13 protein-coding genes are annotated in these 17,020 nt (G+C 68.5%); 9 read left to right on the forward strand and 4 right to left on the reverse strand.

The window, feature by feature from the left end; translation table 11 throughout:
• Position 1: 1 nt before the first annotated feature.
• Together JQX11_RS13355 and JQX11_RS13360 are read right to left on the reverse strand one after the other, a co-directional pair.
• Entirely contained in the window at positions 2 to 991 is a 990-nt protein-coding gene (locus JQX11_RS13355; RefSeq protein WP_204925279.1) for an ABC transporter permease, read from the reverse strand.
• A 37-nt stretch (positions 992 to 1,028) separates the two neighbouring features.
• Positions 1,029 to 2,705 carry an ABC transporter substrate-binding protein gene (locus JQX11_RS13360; protein WP_204925280.1) on the reverse strand — a complete coding sequence of 559 codons (1,677 nt, stop codon included), beginning with the start codon at positions 2,703 to 2,705 and terminating at the stop codon, positions 1,029 to 1,031.
• A 464-nt stretch (positions 2,706 to 3,169) separates the two neighbouring features.
• On the opposite strand from JQX11_RS13360, the gene JQX11_RS13365 reads away from it, so the two are divergent.
• The 7 genes from JQX11_RS13365 to JQX11_RS13395 all read left to right on the forward strand — a co-directional run bounded on the left by JQX11_RS13365 (position 3,170) and on the right by JQX11_RS13395 (position 12,713).
• A complete protein-coding gene (locus JQX11_RS13365) occupies positions 3,170 to 4,381 on the forward strand; it encodes an ROK family transcriptional regulator (protein ID WP_204925281.1) in 1,212 nt (403 codons plus the stop codon).
• Between the two features lie 48 nt (positions 4,382 to 4,429).
• Positions 4,430 to 6,586 carry an alpha-galactosidase gene (locus JQX11_RS13370; protein WP_204925282.1) on the forward strand — a complete coding sequence of 719 codons (2,157 nt, stop codon included), beginning with the start codon at positions 4,430 to 4,432 and terminating at the stop codon, positions 6,584 to 6,586.
• 79 nt (positions 6,587 to 6,665) lie between these two features.
• Positions 6,666 to 7,475: a class I SAM-dependent methyltransferase gene (locus tag JQX11_RS13375; protein WP_204925283.1), complete on the forward strand. Its 810-nt coding sequence runs from the start codon at positions 6,666 to 6,668 to the stop codon at positions 7,473 to 7,475.
• Between the two features lie 198 nt (positions 7,476 to 7,673).
• A complete protein-coding gene (locus JQX11_RS13380; RefSeq protein ID WP_204925284.1) occupies positions 7,674 to 8,804 on the forward strand; it encodes a cellulose binding domain-containing protein in 1,131 nt (376 codons plus the stop codon).
• Between the two features lie 165 nt (positions 8,805 to 8,969).
• The gene (locus tag JQX11_RS13385; RefSeq protein WP_204925285.1) at positions 8,970 to 9,950 is read left to right on the forward strand and encodes a carbohydrate-binding domain-containing protein; all 981 of its coding nucleotides are present in this window, start codon (positions 8,970 to 8,972) and stop codon (positions 9,948 to 9,950) included.
• The gene (locus JQX11_RS13390; protein WP_204925286.1) at positions 9,950 to 11,284 is read left to right on the forward strand and encodes an extracellular catalytic domain type 1 short-chain-length polyhydroxyalkanoate depolymerase; all 1,335 of its coding nucleotides are present in this window, start codon (positions 9,950 to 9,952) and stop codon (positions 11,282 to 11,284) included. Before JQX11_RS13385 ends, JQX11_RS13390 begins: the two co-directional genes overlap by 1 nt.
• Positions 11,285 to 11,459: 175 nt before the next feature.
• Entirely contained in the window at positions 11,460 to 12,713 is a 1,254-nt protein-coding gene (locus JQX11_RS13395; RefSeq protein WP_204925287.1) for a cellulose binding domain-containing protein, read from the forward strand.
• Positions 12,714 to 12,982: 269 nt separating this feature from the next.
• On the opposite strand, the gene JQX11_RS13400 is transcribed toward JQX11_RS13395, so the two are convergent.
• Complete coding sequence (locus JQX11_RS13400) at positions 12,983 to 14,227, reverse strand: IS256 family transposase (RefSeq protein WP_372444584.1); 1,245 nt, start codon at positions 14,225 to 14,227, stop codon at positions 12,983 to 12,985.
• Between the two features lie 231 nt (positions 14,228 to 14,458).
• Here JQX11_RS13400 and JQX11_RS13405 point away from each other — a divergent pair, with 231 nt between their 5' ends.
• Together JQX11_RS13405 and JQX11_RS13410 are read left to right on the forward strand one after the other, a co-directional pair.
• Positions 14,459 to 14,668, forward strand: a complete 210-nt coding sequence (locus tag JQX11_RS13405; protein ID WP_204925289.1) for a hypothetical protein — start codon at positions 14,459 to 14,461, stop codon at positions 14,666 to 14,668.
• 438 nt (positions 14,669 to 15,106) lie between these two features.
• Positions 15,107 to 15,748 (forward strand): hypothetical protein, encoded by a 642-nt coding sequence (locus JQX11_RS13410; RefSeq protein ID WP_204925290.1) that lies wholly within the window; start codon positions 15,107 to 15,109, stop codon positions 15,746 to 15,748.
• On the opposite strand, the gene JQX11_RS13415 is transcribed toward JQX11_RS13410, so the two are convergent.
• The gene (locus JQX11_RS13415; protein WP_204925291.1) at positions 15,717 to 16,892 is read right to left on the reverse strand and encodes a hypothetical protein; all 1,176 of its coding nucleotides are present in this window, start codon (positions 16,890 to 16,892) and stop codon (positions 15,717 to 15,719) included. The genes JQX11_RS13410 and JQX11_RS13415 overlap by 32 nt on opposite strands.
• Positions 16,893 to 17,020 lie beyond the last annotated feature (128 nt).

Below are 17,020 nucleotides of genomic sequence, written 5' to 3' on the forward strand. Positions count from 1 at the left end.
GTCAGTGCCGGGCGCGGGTGCGCGGGTCGATCAGGCCGTAGAGCAGGTCGACGATCAGGTTGGCGCCGAGCACGGCCAGCGTGATGAACAGGAAGACCCCCTGCATGAGCGCATAGTCGTTGTTCGTCACGGCGCCGAGCAGGCGCCCGCCGATCCCGGGGTAGGAGAAGACCTGCTCCGTGATGACCGAGCCGGAGACCACGAACCCGAGGGAGATGGCGAACCCGGCCACGGAGGGAAGGGCGGCGTTGCGCGCCGCGTAGGAGCGTCGGATCTTTCTCGGTGTCAGGCCCTTGGCCTCTGCGGTCAGGACGTAGTCCTCCGACAGGGTGGAGACCATCATGTTCCGCATGCCGAGCAGCCACCCGCCGATCGATGCCAGGACGATGGTCAGGGCGGGCAGGATCGCGTACCGCACCGCCGAGAGGATGAACTCCGTGTTCCAGCCGGGGGTGAGCGCGACGTCGTAGCCGCCCTGCAGCGGCAACCAGCCGAGTACCCGGGCCAGCAGATAGGTGAGGATCAGGGCGAGCCAGAAGTACGGGATGGCCGCCAGCAGCGTCGTGGCCGGGACCAACGAGTCGAGCCAGGTGCCGGGGCGCCACCCCACGATCGCGCCGAGGAGCACCCCGAGCAGCGCGGCGAGGACGGTGGCGACCCCGACGAGCACCACGGTCCAGGGCAGCGACGTCAGGATCACGTCGGAGACCTTGGCCGGGTAGTAGCTCACCGAGACACCGAGGTCGCCGTGTGCGAGGTTCTTGAGGTAGTTCAGGTACTGGCTCCACAGGGAGCCCGTGTCGTCGCCCCCGAGGAGGAGCGTGTACGCCTTGCGCGTCTCCGGGCTGACCGAGCCGCCCCGCTGCTGGAGCTTGGCCAGCAGGATGTCGACGGGGTTGCCGGGCAGGAGTCGCGGGATGGCGAAGTTGAGGGTCAGGGCGGCCCAGAGGGCCACCGCGTAGAAACCCAGCTTGCGAAGGAAATAACTCACAGCAACGCTCTCTCCTCGGGGGCGACGTCGGGGGCGGTCAGCTCTGGGGCTTGAGCCGCTTGAAGATCTCCGCGGCGTCAAGGGATGACCACACCGCGGGGAAGGCGTACAGGTCCTGGTCCGAGGGCCAGCCGCTGAACTTCCCGGTGCTCCACACGCTCGTCGTCCCACCGGTCAGGATCGGGACGTACGGCATGTCCCGCACGACCGCCTGCTGGATGGTGTCGAAGTAGGGCTGCCGGGCCGCCTGGTCGTCGAGCGGGAGCGCGGCCAGCTTGTCGAGCGCCGCGTCGACCTCCGGGTTGGTGTAGCGGGAGAAGTTGTTTCCGGCGGACTTACCCACCTTGGCTCCGGTGTTGGAGTCGAAGAAGTAGGTGTAGAGGTAGAACGGGTCCGGCGCGGGGCCCTGCCCGAGCGAGTCGATGACCAGCTGGAAGTTGCCGGATCCCTTCTTCTCCGTCCACTCGTTCCAGGAGGACTGGGCGGCTTGCAGGTCGATTCCGGCGGCCTTGGCCTGCGAGGCCATCGTGTCGATCGCGGTGATGTAGTCCGTCCAGCCGGTGACGACCTCGACGGTCAGCGACAGCCGCTTGCCGTCCTTGGCGTAGATGCCGTCGGCGCCCTTGACCCAGCCGGCCTGTTCCAAGCTCTGCGCGGTCTTCTGCGGTTCGGCGGCCATGGGCGCCACCTTCTCCGTGAGGGCGGCGGAGGCGAACTGGTCCTGGCTGGGGGTGAGCGTGAAGGCGGGGGAGATCGCGCTGGCGGTGTCCTGGAACGCCAGTTTGTTGAGCTGCGTCCGGTTGAGGGCGGCGTAGAGGGCGTGCCGGACGGCGGGGTCGGTCTGCGGCCCCTTGCAGCCCATCTGCACGCTGGAGCAGGTGGCGAGCACCATCTGGTTCTGCCACTGGGTGTACGCGTCGTACTTCGGGAAGTTCTTCTTGGTGTTCTTGATGTCGGGGATCGGCCCGGTGAACCAGTCGACGGTGCCGGCCGCGATGCCGTCGGCGCCGGCCTGGTTGCCCGACAGCGCGACGAAGCGGATCTTCTTGACCTTCGGTTCGCCGCCCCAGTACTTAGGGTTCGCCGCGTAGGTGAAGGCCTGCGGCTTGAACTCGCCGATCAGGTAGGCGCCGGTGCCGATGGGCTTCTCGACGACGTCCTGGGTGGGGTTGATGGTCTTCCACAGGTGCTCGGGGACGATCGGCACGGCGCCGAGCAGGTCGGGGCCCTTGACGAAGGCGGGTGCCTTGAACGTGAAGGTGACATGGGTGTCGTCCACCGCGGTGGCGGTGCCGTCGAAACCGATGTTGTTGATGGCCGCGTTGCTCTTCAACAGGCCGAAGGTGAACGCGACGTCCTTCGCGGTGAAGGGCTGACCGTCGCTCCACGTCACCCCGTCGCGCAGGGTCACCGAGAGGACGGTGCCGTCGGTGTTCCAGGACTGCTGGGTGCCGAGCAGCGGCACGAGGTCGGACACCTTGGCCTTGTTGACGAAGAACAGCGTCTCGTAGGTCGCGCCAAGGCCCCCGATCCGGGACGGCGAGAACGGGTTGAAGTTGATCTGGTAGTCGCCCGATTGACCGGTGTAGGCCACGAGCGTGGCCTCCGAGCCGGCGGACGTGGTCCCGCCGGAGCAGCTGGTCAGCACGAGGCCGAGCGCGGCTGCGCCGGCGAGCGTCGCAGCGCGGCGCGACATGCCGGTGAGAAGAGACATCTTGGTCCTTTCACGCGGGGGGCGATGCTCGCCCGCCATGGCCCAGGAAGGGCATGACATGTATTCTTAAGCGACTAAATTTACTCAGTCAATGCATGGGGCGAATTGATCTCTATAAGTTCTCGCTCCAGAACCGGCGAACAGCTGGTCACAGCCGCCCGGCCCGCCCCGGCGACCGTCAGGGACGGGCCACCCTGCCAAGGATTCGCGGCACCCTTCACACAGACCATGACCAGCGGATACACCTGGAACGTCGCCGGCGTCCGTCCGAGCTGGACGCTGCCACCGGGCATGCCGTCGTCGTCCAGCCCGACCACACCGCGCCGATCCCGACCCATCGGCTTCGCCGGGCCGGCGAGGTCACCCTCGTCGACCCTTGCGCTATTTAGTTGATCGGATGAACATATGAGCGGGAGTGATCAACCCGGCTCCAGCTCCCGATCGGATTCAGGAGGGCTCCCGGCATGCTCCGCAACGACGATGGCCGCGTCACCACGGCCGGGCGAATGCTCGATCTCCTGCGCACCCGCGGCACGCTCAGCCGGGTGGAGCTCGCCGAACTCTCCGGCCTCACGCAGGCCAGGATCACCCATGTGGTCCGCCGCCTGCTCGACGGGGGCCTCGTGCGCGAGGTGGGTCGTGAGCAGCAGGGCCGGGGCCAGCCCCGACGTCTGCTGGAGCTGGAGGCCGATGCCTCGTACGCCGTCGGCGTCCAGTTCGACCGCACCACGACGACGATCGTCGTGATCGACTTCGCCGGCCGGCGGGTCGCGACCGCCGGCTTCCGCGGCACCGGGACCAGCGGGCCGGATGCGGCCGTCTCCACCCTGGCCGACCAGGTCGACGACCTGGTACACCGCGCGGGCGTGCCGCGCGGGCGGGTCCTCGGCGTCGGCCTGGTCACCCACGGGCCTCAGGACCGCGAGCGTGGCATGCTGCTGATGGCCCATCCCACGCCCGACTGGCTCCAGTACCCCCTGACGTCGACACTGTCGAACCGGCTCGGTCTACCCGTCCTGCTGGAGAACGACGCGACGGCGGCGGCCACCGGCGAGCAGTGGTCCGGCACGGTGCCGACCGACACGTTCGGGCTCATCTACCTGGGTTCCGGCCTGGGCGGCGGCATCGTGGCGGACGGTAACGCCTACCGCGGTCGCGCCTCGAACGCCGTCGAGATAGGGCACGTGGGGCTCATGGGCGCCAGCGCCCCCTGCGTCTGCGGCAACCGCGGCTGCGCCGAGGCCGAGGCGGGCCCGCGCACGGTCGTCGCGCAGGTGCTCGCCCGCCCCGACCTCGCCGAGCGCCTCGGCATCAGGGCCCACGAGGAGGACACCCTCGCCGACTTCGGGCGCGTCGTGCGCGGCTGGCAGGCGGGCGACCCGGACGCCACGACGATCCTCCAGCAGTCCGCCCGTTGGATCGGCCGCACGGCGGTGACCATGGTAAACCTCTTCGATCTCGACACCGTCGTGCTGGCCGGACCCGCCCTCATCAGTGCCGGCCCGCTCTACCAGCAGTTCATCGAGGCGGAGCTGACCCGCCACGCGCTCAGCCGAAAGCTCAGCCGGCCCCGCGTCCTCCTGTCCGCCAACGTCGACACCGCCGCCGCCATCGGCGGCGCCCTCCACGTCCTGCGCAGCGTCACCGTGGAGCACATCGCCAGGACGCCCGCCTGACGTCCCACCCACCCCGCCCGGTCGCGCCCGACGAGAGCCAGGAGAGAGATGTCGTCTCCACGCACCCCCGTACCGCACACCGCCTGGACAGCACTGCGCCGCGACGGCGTGGCCATCATCCTCGCCCACCCCGCCACCGGCCTGCCCGCCGTCCTGCACTGGGGCGCCGACCTCGGCCCGCTGGCGGCCGGCGACCTCGACGCCCTGGACCTGGCCACCAGCCGGCAGACGACGCCCGGCACGCTAGACGCCGCCTGGCGCCTACCAGTCGTGCCCGAGGAAGCGAACGGCTGGTCCGGCCGACCGGGTCTGCTCGCCACCCGCGACGGCCGTCCCCTCTATCCGCGCTGGTCGTCGCAGGTCGAGCACGAGGACTCCGGGTCCGTACGCGTCACCGCGACCGACGCCGACGCCGGCCTGACCCTGCGCATCCGGGTGGAACTCGGTGCCGGCGGGCTGGCGCTCCTGCAGCACGAGCTGATCAACGACGGTGCCGGGGAGGTGGAGGTGGCATGGCTGGAGGCGACGCTCCCGGTGCCGAAGACCGCCGACCACCTCACCGCCTTCTCCGGGCGCTGGACCCGGGAGAAGTCGCCCCTCACCACGGCCATGCCCCGGGGGACGACCACCCGCGAGTCGCGCCGCGGCCGTGGGGGGCACGACGCCCCGTGGGTGACGATCGCGTCGGTCGGGTCACCGCACAACCGCCGGGGTGAGGCGTGGGCGGTCCACCTCGGTTGGAGTGCCGACGTCCGGCACCGCACCGACCGGGTCACGGAGCATGTCACGCTGCTCGGCGTCGGCGAGCTGTTGCGACGCGGGGAGATGCGCCTGGCGCCCGGTGAGTCGTACCGCACCCCCACGGCGTACTTCGCGTGGTCCGCCGCGGGTCTCGACGGCATCGCGGACCGCTTCCACACCTGGACACGGGCGCGGCCCCAGCATCCCCGTACCCCCCGGCCGCTCGTGCTCAACACCTGGGAGGCGGTCTACTTCCAGCACGACCCCGCCCGCCTGGAGCAGCTCGCACACCGCGCCGCCGCCGTGGGCGTGGAGCGCTTCGTGCTCGACGACGGCTGGTTTCTCGGCCGCCGCGACGACACCGCAGGGCTGGGCGACTGGCTGGTCGACCCGACGGTGTGGCCGCAGGGCCTCGAACCCCTGGCAGACCTCGTCCACTCACTCGGCATGCAGTTCGGGCTGTGGTTCGAGCCCGAAATGGTCAACCTCGACTCGGAGTTGGCCCGCGCGCACCCGGACTGGCTGCTCGCCAACCCGGCGTCGGTTCCGTCGCCCACCGGGCTGTCCTTCCGCACCCAGTACGTGCTCGACCTGGCCCGTCCCGAAGCCTGGGAGCACGTGCGGGCGCACATGTCCGCGCTGATCGGCGGGCTCGGCATCGACTTCATCAAGTGGGACCACAATCGGGACCTGGTCGAAGCGGTCCATGACGGGGTGCCCGGCACGCACGCGCAGACACTCGCCACGTACCGGCTGATCGAGCGCCTCAGAACCGACCACCCGGGCCTCGAAATCGAGTCGTGCTCCTCGGGCGGGGCACGCGCCGACCTCGGCATCCTCGCACGCACCGACCGGGTGTGGGCGTCGGACTCCAACGACCCCGTCGAGCGGCAGGACATTCAACGGTGGACGGAACTCCTGCTGCCACCGGAGCTTGTCGGCGCTCATGTGGGCCCCTCGCCCGCACACTCGTCGGGTCGCGCCACCACACTGTCCTACCGCATGGCCACCGCCCTGCAGGGCTCGGCAGGGTTCGAGTGGGACATCGTGGGGTGCACCGACGAGGAGGTCGACGCGATCACCGCGTTCGCCGACCTCTACAAGGAGCTCCGCGGGTTGTTGCACACCGGCACCGTGGTGCACCCGGACGTACGCGATCCGGCGCTGCGGGTGCGCGGCGTGGTCGCCCCCGACCGGGGCGAGGCGCTGTTCACCGTGTGCACGGTCAGCTCGTTCGAGGAGGCGTTGGTCGAGCGGCTGCGGCTGGACGGTCTGGACCCGGAGCGCCGATACTCGGTGCGCCTCCGCGACGAGATCGGCGCGGCGCAGTGGGGATGGGCAACCCCGGCGTGGGTGGGCAAGACACCGGTCGTCGTCCCGGGCCGGGTGCTCACCGAGGTCGGCCTGCAGCTGCCCGCCCTCTGGCCGGCACAGGCGCTCGTGCTGCACCTCACCGCAGTCTGACGACCGCAGCGGCGATGCGTTCTGTGGTGGGCTCTGCCGCATCGCCGTGCCGGTCATCCTCTTGTCGAAGTCTGGTGGCGTGAAGGAGGACATGATGGACGATCCGACGACGCTGGCGAACAAGATCGCCTGGGAGACGGCGTCACAGAAGCATGTACGCGAGTACGACGATCTGTTGGCCGAAGCGGCGACCGGTGACTCGCTCATCGACATCGAGCGCGACCTGCTGCAGGATGTCCTGGTCCACGCGCCCGAGGTGATCCATCTTCAGAGCGGCCACGGCCTGGACGACCCCGCGCTCGTGTACGCCGGGGCCAGATCCGTGGTCGGCGTCGACTACAGCGAGGTCGCCGTCGATGCGGCGCAGCGGCGAGCCGACGAACTCGGCTTGGCATGCCGGTACATCGCCGCCACAGTGCCACAGCACATACCCTTGCCGGACGCCAGCGCCGACCTGGTCTACACCGGGAAGGGCGCGCTGATCTGGATGCCCGACCTAGACGCGTGGGCCAGCGAGGTGGTCAGGCTGCTACGACCCGCCGGGCACCTGTTCGTCTACGAGGCACATCCGGCAGTACCGCTGTGGACGTGGGACACCGACCAGCCCCGGATCCGCCCCGACCGCAGCTACTTCGCCACCAGCCACGTCAACGACACCTTCCCTGGCAACGGCGCGGTCGAGTGGCAGTGGAACCTCGGTCAGATCATCACCGCGGTGGTGGCCGCCGGCATGGAGGCCCTGCACGTCGGTGAGTATGCCGAGCCGTTCTGGCGGGCGGGCGGTGTCAGCGCCGCCGCATGGGACGGCCGACTGCCGAACTCCTTCTCCCTCCTCGCTCGCCGGCGAGCGTCACCGCCTCGACTCTCCACATCGACCCACTTGACTTAATCATGTTAATGAATAAAGCTCCGAGGTGCGCTCCCATCGACGCTCCCCGCTAGTTCAGGAGAGCATCAATGACACCTCACCCTGCCCTGCCGGCGTCGGCGTCAGCCGACTCGCCGGTGGCCGCCAGCCTGCCTGCGGCCACACCTCCCCGCCTCGGCCGCGACCATCTGCTCACCGTGACGCGGTAGGGAGTCCCCGATGTCGCGAAAGACCCTTCGGTACGCGGCGCTCGCCGCCATCACCACGATCCTGGCGCTCACGATGGCGCTCCCCGGCACCCCGGTGCGGTCAGCCCCCCACCAGTCGGCGGCAGCGCCGATCAGGATCATGCCGCTCGGCGACTCGATCACCGCGGGCCCCGGCTGCTGGCGCGCCCTGCTCTGGAACCAGTTGCAGACCGCCAGCTACTCGAACATCGACTTCGTCGGCAGCGCCTCGGATGGCGGAAGCTGCAACTACGGCTTCTCCTACGACGCCGACCACGAGGGCCACGGCGGCTTCTCCGCCGTCGGCATCGCCGGCAACAACCAGCTCCCGCCCTGGTTGAGCGCGGCACGGCCGGATGTGGTCGTGATGCACCTGGGCACGAACGACCTCTGGGGCGGCTGGCAGTCCATGGACACGATCCTCGCCGCGTTCACCAAACTGGTCGGACAGATGCGGGCGAACAACCCCAGCATGAAGATCATCGTCTCGCAGATCATCCCGCACCACGGCTGCGCCACCTGCCCCGCCGACACCATCACGCTCAACAACCGGATCCCCGGTTGGGCCGCCGGTCTCACCACCGCCCAGTCGCCCATCGTCGTCGTGGACCAGTGGACCGGCTTCGACGCGGCCACGGACACCGGCGACGGGGTGCACCCGAACGACTCGGGTTTCCGCAAGATGGCCAACCGTTTCCACCCCGCGCTCGCGCGGGTGCTCGGCGGCACCTCACCGCCCACCTCACCGCCCACCTCGCCGCCGGGCCCGACCCCCTCGGCCACCCCGACCCCGTCACCGTCGACACCCCCGCCCGGCAACGGACGGTGCACGGCGACGTACCAGGTGGTCTCCCAGTGGTCCGGAGGATTCCAGGGCGAGGTGAGCATCCGCAACGGCTCGACGGCGACCACATCGACGTGGACCGCAACGGTCAACCTCGGCAGCGGCCAGCAGGTCTCGCAGGCATGGAACGCCACGGTCACGCAGGCCGGCACGACGGTCACCGCACGGAACGTGAGCTGGAACGGCGGCCTGACACCGGGTGGCACGACCAGCTTCGGCTTCCTGGCGTCCTCGACCGGTAGCAACCCGACACCGGTGGTCAACTGCGCGGTCAGCTGACCACCAGCGGGTGGCCGAGGCACCGGACGCCCCGCCACCCGATCGCACGATCAGTCATGTCCGTACCCGGACCGCCCTGGCCGTGGTCGACGCCGGAGAAGGCCGGTCAGGCCCCCGTCGACCGTGAGCCGAACGCGGCGAAAACGATCCTCAAGGAGAACTGCCGTGACGAAAAAGTGGTGTTATGCCCTCATCGCCTTCCTGGCGATCCTGGCCCCGTACCTCCTCGTTCAGCCGTCGGCGAGCGCGGCGGCATCCACCCGGGTCATGCTCCTCGGTGACTCGATCACCGGTTCGAACGGCTGTTGGCGGTCGCTGCTCTGGCAACACCTCCAGTCCTCCGGATACCCCAACGTCGACTTTGTCGGCACATTGCGGAACCCGTACTGCTCCGGCACCTTCGACGTCGACAACGAGGGCCACGGCGGCTTCCTCGCGACGGGAATCGCCGACGGCAATCTCCTTCCCGGATGGCTGTCCGCCACCAGACCGAATGTCGTCGTGATGATGCTCGGCACCAACGACGTCTGGAGCAACAAGGGAACTCCGGCGATCCTGAACGCCTACTCGAAGTTGCTGGCGCAGATGCGGGCCAACAACCCGGACGTCAAGGTGCTCGTCGCACAGATCCTGCCGATGGCCCCGGCAGGGTGCGGCAACTGCAACGCCAACGTGCAGAGCTTGAACGCCGGCATTCCCGGGTGGGCCGCGACCAACAGCACCAGCAGGTCCCCCGTCCGGGTGGTGGACCAGTACACCGGCTTCAATCCGGCACAGGACACCGTCGACGGCGTGCACCCGAACGACACCACCGGCATCCGTAAGATCGAAGCGAGGTTCTTCCCGGCGTTGACCCCGCTGTTGGGAACCACCACCCCGACCTCCCCGTCGCCGACCGCGCCGAACGGGTACCCGTACTGCACCAGCGCCGCCAGCGACCCGGACGGCGACGGCTGGGGCTGGGAGAACAACCGGTCCTGCGTGGTCCGGGGTGGCCGTGCGGACAGCGGCTCGCCGACTCCCAGTGCCACCGCGCCGAACGGGTACCCGTACTGCGCCAGCACCGGCAGCGACCCGGACGGCGACGGCTGGGGCTGGGAGAACAACCGGTCCTGCGTGGTCCGGGGCAGCCAGGCGGATCACTGATGAGCCGGCGAACCGTGAACCGGCTCCGTGCCATCGCCGTCGGGGCCGCGAGCATCGTCGCAGTCGTCCTCGGTGCGCTGACTGTGGCACCGCCCGCAGCTGCCGCCTCGCTCCAGGAGATCACCAACTTCGGCGCCAATCCGAGCGGGGCGCGGATGTTCCTTTACGTCCCGGCGAGCGTCAAACCCAATCCGGCAGTCGTGGTGGGGGTGCACTGGTGTCACGGCACCGCACAGGACTTCTACGGCGGCACCAGCTACGCATCGCTGGCCGACCGGTACGGCTTCGTCGTCATCTATCCGTCGGCCCCCAGCAGTGACGGATGCTGGGACGTCCACTCGACCGCCTCGCTGAGCCACAACGGTGGCGGCGACTCCCTCGGCATCGTGTCGATGGTGAACTATGTCAAACAACGGTACTCGGCGGATCCGGGGCGCATCTTCGTGACGGGTCATTCGTCCGGCGGCATGATGACCAATGTGCTGCTCGGCGCCTATCCTGACGTATTCCGTGCGGGATCGGCGTACGCCGGCGTGCCGTTCGGATGTTTCGCCGGCACCAGTTCGTGGAACACCGCCTGCGCCAACGGACAGATCATCCGGTCGGCCCAGCAGTGGGGTGACGCGGTGCGGGCCGCATATCCCGGCTACTCCGGCCCCCGGCCACGGATGCAACTGTGGCACGGCACCAACGACGACACCCTGCGCTTCCCCAACTTCGGCGAAGAGATCAAGCAGTGGACCAACGTGCTCGGCGTCAGCCAGACGCCGACGTCCACGGAACAGAACCAACCCCGCTCCGGCTGGGTCCGCACTCGCTACGGCAATGGCGTCGAAGCGATCCAGGAGACCGGCCAACCGCACAACCTGCAAATTCTCGCGGACGACACCATCCACTTCTTCGGTCTTGACGCCTCGACCACCCCGCCGACCTCGTCGCCACCCTCGACGGCCGGTGCGATCGTCGGCACCGCCTCCGGCCGCTGCGTGGACGTGATCAACGCGGCCCAGGCGAGCGGCACCGCGGTGGCGCTCTGGGACTGCAACGGCGGATCCAATCAGCGTTGGGAACGCACCGGCGCGGGACAACTGCGGGTGTACGGCAACAAGTGCCTGGACGCTGAGGGCGGTGGCACGTCCCCCGGCACGAGAGCCATCATCTGGGACTGCACCGGCGGTGCCAACCAACGGTGGAACGTCAACCCCAACGGCACGATCAGCGGCGCACAGTCCGGCCTGTGCCTGGACGCCGAGTCGGGCGGAACCGCCAACGGCACCCGGGTGATCCTGTGGACCTGCGCCGGCGGGTCGAACCAGCGATGGAGCATCCGCTGAGATCGAGGTAGGGCCGGCGAACCCGCCGCGACGACGATTCGTCGACGCCGGCCCACGCCGCCACGTCCGCGCCCACGGGCCGGACGTGGCGGCAGCCCGGCGACGGCGTCCGGCCGGCTTCCCGGCACGCCGGGACCCCACAGTGACGCCTTCTCACAGAACTGGAGTGATACTCATGCGACGACGGAACTTTCTGCGGCTGAGCGCTGCCGGCGCGGCAAGCGTGGGCGCGGCATCCCTGCTCGGCCCCTGGCAGGCACAGGCCGACACCATCGGCCCGCTACGGACCGCACCGGCCACACCGTTCGGGGTGGGCGTACGCCAGTACAACTGGATGCGCGGCAACCGTCAGGTGACCACCTTCGTGTACTACCCGTCCACCGGCCCAGCCGGCAGCGGCCCCACCACCAACGCACCGGTCGCCCCGGGCGTCTTCCCCGTCTGCCAGTACACACACGGCAGTGGCGCCAGCCCACAGGGCGCCCTGGCCCACATCCGACCGATGGCCGCAGCCGGCTTCATCGTCCCGGCCCCCGTCTTCACCCAGGCCAGCGTCGGTGACACCTACAACGGCGAGCTGCCCCGGGACGTCTCCGAAGCCATCACCCGGACACTCGCCCTGAACAACGGCAGTGACCCGTTGGCCGGCCACATCGACACGGCCAACGTCGGCGTGTCCGGCTACTCCATGGGCGGCATGACCACCAACGCGCTGCTCACCGCGTTCCCCGACCCGCGGATCAAGGCAGCGGTCGCCATGTCCAGCATCAGGATGGGCAGTCCGAGCACGGCGGTCCACGCCAACGTGCTGTTCATCCACGGCGACCGGGACACCTTGACGACGTACTCCTCGGCCCGTCAGTCGTACGCCGAGATGCCCGCGCCCAAGGCGTTCCTCACCTTCATCGGCGGGGACCACAGCAGCTACTTCTCCGACAACCGGGCCATCAGGACCTATGTCGACTGGATGCGGTGGAGCCTGTACGGCGACACCACCGCCCGCGACCGCCTCGCCACCGACGCGACTTCATCCGGCACCAGGTGGGAGTTCGTCCCGGGCCCGGCCAATCCGACAACCGGGCCGACGACCCCTCCGGCAACGCCGTCACCCACGGGTACCACCCCGGCACCCACCGGGCAGGTCGGCGCGACGTACCGGATCGTCAACACGTGGTCGGGCGGGTACCAGGCCGAAGTGACAGTGACGGCGGGTAGCGCACCGATCAACGGGTGGACCGTGCGGTGGACCATGGCCGGTGGCGCCACCATCAGCCAACTGTGGAACGGTACGCTGAGCACCAGCGGTTCGTCGGTGACGGTGCGAAATGCCAGCTACAACGGGTCGCTGGCCGCTGACGCCTCGACCACGTTCGGATTCCTGGCCAACGGCTCACCGACGACTCCCCCCCTGACCGTCACCACGCCGTAGGGCCGGGATCAGGATTGGCCAGTCGACGACATCCAATCGGCCACGAACGCGTACACCCTCGTGAAGGGATTCTCGCCACCGGCGAACCTGTCACTCGGTAGAGGCGGGACGGCGTCACCTGCGCCTGGTGACAGACGGCCGAGGTTGCGGCGCGGAACACGCCGCGACCCCGGCCTTGTCTCAGGTACCCGGCGAGAGGTATCGACTGGTCACGCAGGGCTTGGAGTGTTTCGATTTCCGTGTTTGACCGCTGGGTGTGATCGAGGTTGTTAGATGGTGATCCGGTCGCTGTAGGCGAGGATCAGGGCGTTGAGGGCTTTGGCCCAACCGTAGACCCGGCCGGTGATGCTGCCGCCGCCCCGGCGTTTCTGCTGGACGACGAGGTAGAGGACCTTCATCGCGGCCTGCTCGGTCGGGAAGTGCCCGCGCCTGCGGGCGGCTTGCCGGAACCGTGCGTTGAGGGACTCGATGATGTTGGTGGTGTAGAGGACCTTGCGGACCTCGTGGTCGTAGTCGAGGAATGGTACGAACTGCGGCCAGGAGGTCCGCCACAGGCGGATCACCGCCGGGTACTGGTCACCGAACTCGGTGGCGAAGGCCTCGAACCGGGCCTCGGCGGCGGCGATGGTCGGGGCGGTGTAGATCTCCCGCAGCGCGGGGGTGATCTTCTGCCAGTCCTTCCGGTTCGTGTACCGAAGGCTGGCCCGGACGAGGTGCACGACGCACTGCTGGTGCACCGCCTGCGGCCAGACCTGCTCGATGGCGTCGGTCATGCCCTTCAACCCGTCGGAGCAGACCATGAACACATCCTCCACACCGCGGTTGCGCAGTTCGGTGAGGTAACCGGCCCACTGCTTGGCGCCCTCACCACCGGTCCCCGCCCACATGCCGAGGACGTCGCGTTCCCCGTCGAGGCTGATCCCGACCACGACGTAGACGGGCCGGTTCGCGACCTGTCCCTGGCGGATCTTCATCACGAGGGCGTCGATGAACACCACCGGATAGATCCGGTCCAGAGGTCGTTGCCGCCAGGCTTCCATCTCGTCCACGACGCTGTCGGTGACTCGGCTGATCAACTCCCGGGACACGTCGGCGTCATACACATCCGCCAGATGCGCCGAGATCTCCCCGGTGGTCAACCCTTTGGCATACAGCGACAGGATCGCCTCGTTGAACCCCTCCAGGCGGCGGACGTGCTTCGGGACGATCCGCGGCGTGAACGAACCCGCCCGGTCCCGAGGAACCTGGATCCGCACCGGCCCGACCTCGGTCTGCACCGTCTTCGCACCGTGCCCGTTACGAACGTTGACCCGCCGACCCGACTCCTCATCGACGCCGACCTCGTCGAGATGAGCATCCAGTTCGGCGTCGAGCGCCGATTCCAGGACCGTACGGGTAATCCCGGCGAGGAGCCCTCCCGGCCCGACCAACGAGACTCCCTCGGCCTTCGCCCGCTCGACCAACTGCTGCGCGAACTCCACCTCCGCCGCCGTCGGCTGCGGAAGCTGAACCATGTTCTTCTTGTCTGCCATGACGTGGTCCTTCCCGGACAGGATCAACGTCCTGTCCAACGGACCACACCCAGGTCAAACACGGAAATCTACGCAGTCCCACCGCCGGACGGTCCCGGCTCAGCAGCCGTAGCGACGATCTGGCGGAGTCTGGAGCGCAGCCAGCGCGAACTCAACGAGACCAAGCTCAGTCATGTGCAGCGAGACGGCTCTCGGCAGGCTGAGATCGCGCGGTTGACCGGTGAGCTTGAGGCCGCTGAGCAGAGCCTCGCCGAGCTGGGTCGACAGTCGATCGTCGCGGTGGTGGTGGCCTGGGTGGGCACCGTGTTGATCGGCTTCGGGGCCAACCTGGTGACCGGGGATGATCAGCAGGCCCAAGGGGTGGCGCTGATCGCGCTGGGGGCGTTGGTAGGAGCAGGGGCATTCCTCATCCCTCGACGGTAGCGGCGATCGCGGCCTCTGCGCGGTAGGGGTGGGAGGCAGCGGCCTCTGGTCTTGTCTTGCAGGACGGGCCCGCTCGCCTACTTCGCCCAGACATCAACCGGCGGCAGAAGAGGACTGCTCCGCACCGCTGGCTACTCCGAGCCGACTGCCCGGACCGTCACCGGCTGTCCGCCACCCGCCCGCTGCGTCCTGTCCTTCGCGGGGCTCCTCACGATCTGCCCGAGATTCGATGTCTCGATCTAGGCCTGGTGCGGCTATGGGCCAGATACCGTGCTATCGGGCGTGGGCGGTCCGCAGGTGACCGGTTGTCCGGCGGAGGCGGGATTCCTCGACCTCGTCCGACAGGTGACTCCAGCGCCACATCGGTGGTAGAAATACTGGCGATCATGACATCTGCCCAGTGCGGGACAAGGTGCGTGGCACGCTTCAGTCAGGCGGATGCAGACGGGTGATCATGTGAGTGGCGCGTTGCAGGACCTGTGTACGGGCACGGTCCGGCTGGCATCGCGCGGCGTCGCCGACTTTGTTCCAGCCGATCGGGACTGGTCCCTCCTGCAGATGCTTGGCAGTGACGTTCTCATCGCTCATCGCGTCGACGAGGCGGAGCATGATCGTCGGCAGCGTGACGGCCTTGGGGCGCTGCTGTCCTCTGATCACCTTGAACTGCTGATGTCGCTGCCGGTCGGATGGCCTGTGCCGGTCCCCTCGCTGTCTCATTGTGATCAACGTACGCTGCGCCGGATGCCCCGAGGTTCCGTTCGAATTGCTGCAGGAGCCGCTGAGCGGTTGGCTGTTCGTCCGGCGCGGGTCGATCTGGCAGTCGTGCCGGCGAGGCGCTGGCGAGCCGGCCTGGAACGTGCGGGCAGGTTCGCCCCGTTCACCGCACGGATGATGTGGCTGCAGCGCATGCCGTTGGACGTCGACATCATGGTCCGAGAGTCGCGTCGGTTCGGCGTCGGAGTGATGGTCGGGCCGTCTGAACAGGCCGAGGTGCTGGTGCCGCCGGCGCCCTTCATCCAGCGACGGTTTACCGCCGCTGGATGGCTCTTCACCGAGCAGGCTTACCAGCAACTACGATGAGGCTCGGATCGGTTCCTTCCATCAACTTCGCGAGACGCTGCAACGTCTTGGAGGGCTTGAAGGCGTTGGCCTGCTGGATACGCTCGTTCTCCGCCTCGTAGGCCAGGTGCGCGAGCCGAATCCGCTCGGCCAGCCACCGCTGCCGCTCCGTGCCGGTCGGTAGGGCTTGCATGTGCGCCCAGAGCGCTGACCACGAGGCGGCGTTGTGGGCGCGCGCCTCAGTGTCAACCCCTGGGTCATGGCTGTCGAATCGGTCGAGCCCTCGGCCCGCGCAGAGCGTGCACCAGCAGGGCAGCGGGTCCACGTTCGCCCACCGTTGCGCCAGGGTGTCGGCCCGGAAGAAGTGCAGCAGTTCCGGGATGAATACTGACGGCTTGAACCGCTTCGTGATCTTCGTGGGCTGACCGGGGGGTACAAGGTGCCGCAGGCTTCCCGAGGACCCGATGCCGGCGAACATCCCACCCTGCGCCATCGCGTCCAAAGCCGTCACCGGGTCGGTCCGCCATGGCCCGACGCGGCCGATCTCCTGGTAGATCCGCCGGAGGTTCTTCATGATGTCGGCGTAGGAGTCGGTCGGGTTGTACTGGCCGCCGAGGACGAGCGCAATCGGGTGAGGAATCGTCTTGAGGATCGCGATGAGCTGGTCGATCTTGTTGTCGCGCAGCCAGGTCACGTCCAGCGGCACCACGATGACCACGTCGGTGCGGGTTACTTCCTGAGCCGCGGAACGGATGGCCTTGAGCGCGGCCGGTTCACCGGCCTCGACGTATGCGGTGGGAGTGAAGATCGCTGAGTCCGTTCGCGCCCGCATGTCATCGAAAAAGCCGTCGCGACCGAACAGGGTTTCCGGGAACAGCATCGGCGTCTCAGGGGTGGCCAGTGTCTTCTCGTAGTAGGCGAGGTCGGCCACCACTGGCAGGCGGCGACGCCCGGAGATCTCGCCGATACGCTGCTCGCCCTGAGGGCCGCAGAGGGCGAACCCGGTGATGGTCGGGTCGAGGTACTGGGGTACGGCCCAGGTGCCCTGCGGCCTGGTCAACAGGAAGATGCGGTCCTTCGTAGCGTGCTCCGCAGCCGTGGTCAGTTCGGCTGTGGCATCCCAAGCCGGCCGTCGTGGCGACGGCGGCACAGGGTCATGCGTCATCTCTCATGAGGTTCCCCCGGTTTGCCGGAGGGTTGGTTACCTGGCGCCGGTGGGCTCAGGCTGAACGATAGTTGGTTCGTCGTGCTGCGCCTGGTGGGTGTGCCAGGCGGTTTCGTACTCGTCTGGGG

Source organism: Micromonospora humida (assembly GCF_016901255.1).
Taxonomy (GTDB): Bacteria; Actinomycetota; Actinomycetes; order Mycobacteriales; family Micromonosporaceae; genus Micromonospora; species Micromonospora wenchangensis.

What these genes read in the sequence shown, in the direction of transcription:
- JQX11_RS13390 (WP_204925286.1), top strand. Translation starts at nt 9,950, where the DNA reads ATGAGCCGGCGAACCGTGAACCGGCTCCGTGCCATCGCCGTCGGGGCC.
- JQX11_RS13360 (WP_204925280.1), bottom strand. Translation starts at nt 2,705, where the DNA reads ATGTCTCTTCTCACCGGCATGTCGCGCCGCGCTGCGACGCTCGCCGGC.
- JQX11_RS13400 (WP_372444584.1), bottom strand. Translation starts at nt 14,227, where the DNA reads ATGGTTCAGCTTCCGCAGCCGACGGCGGCGGAGGTGGAGTTCGCGCAG.
- JQX11_RS13370 (WP_204925282.1), top strand. Translation starts at nt 4,430, where the DNA reads ATGTCGTCTCCACGCACCCCCGTACCGCACACCGCCTGGACAGCACTG.
- JQX11_RS13380 (WP_204925284.1), top strand. Translation starts at nt 7,674, where the DNA reads ATGTCGCGAAAGACCCTTCGGTACGCGGCGCTCGCCGCCATCACCACG.
- JQX11_RS13395 (WP_204925287.1), top strand. Translation starts at nt 11,460, where the DNA reads ATGCGACGACGGAACTTTCTGCGGCTGAGCGCTGCCGGCGCGGCAAGC.
- JQX11_RS13365 (WP_204925281.1), top strand. Translation starts at nt 3,170, where the DNA reads ATGCTCCGCAACGACGATGGCCGCGTCACCACGGCCGGGCGAATGCTC.
- JQX11_RS13410 (WP_204925290.1), top strand. Translation starts at nt 15,107, where the DNA reads ATGCAGACGGGTGATCATGTGAGTGGCGCGTTGCAGGACCTGTGTACG.
- JQX11_RS13415 (WP_204925291.1), bottom strand. Translation starts at nt 16,892, where the DNA reads ATGACGCATGACCCTGTGCCGCCGTCGCCACGACGGCCGGCTTGGGAT.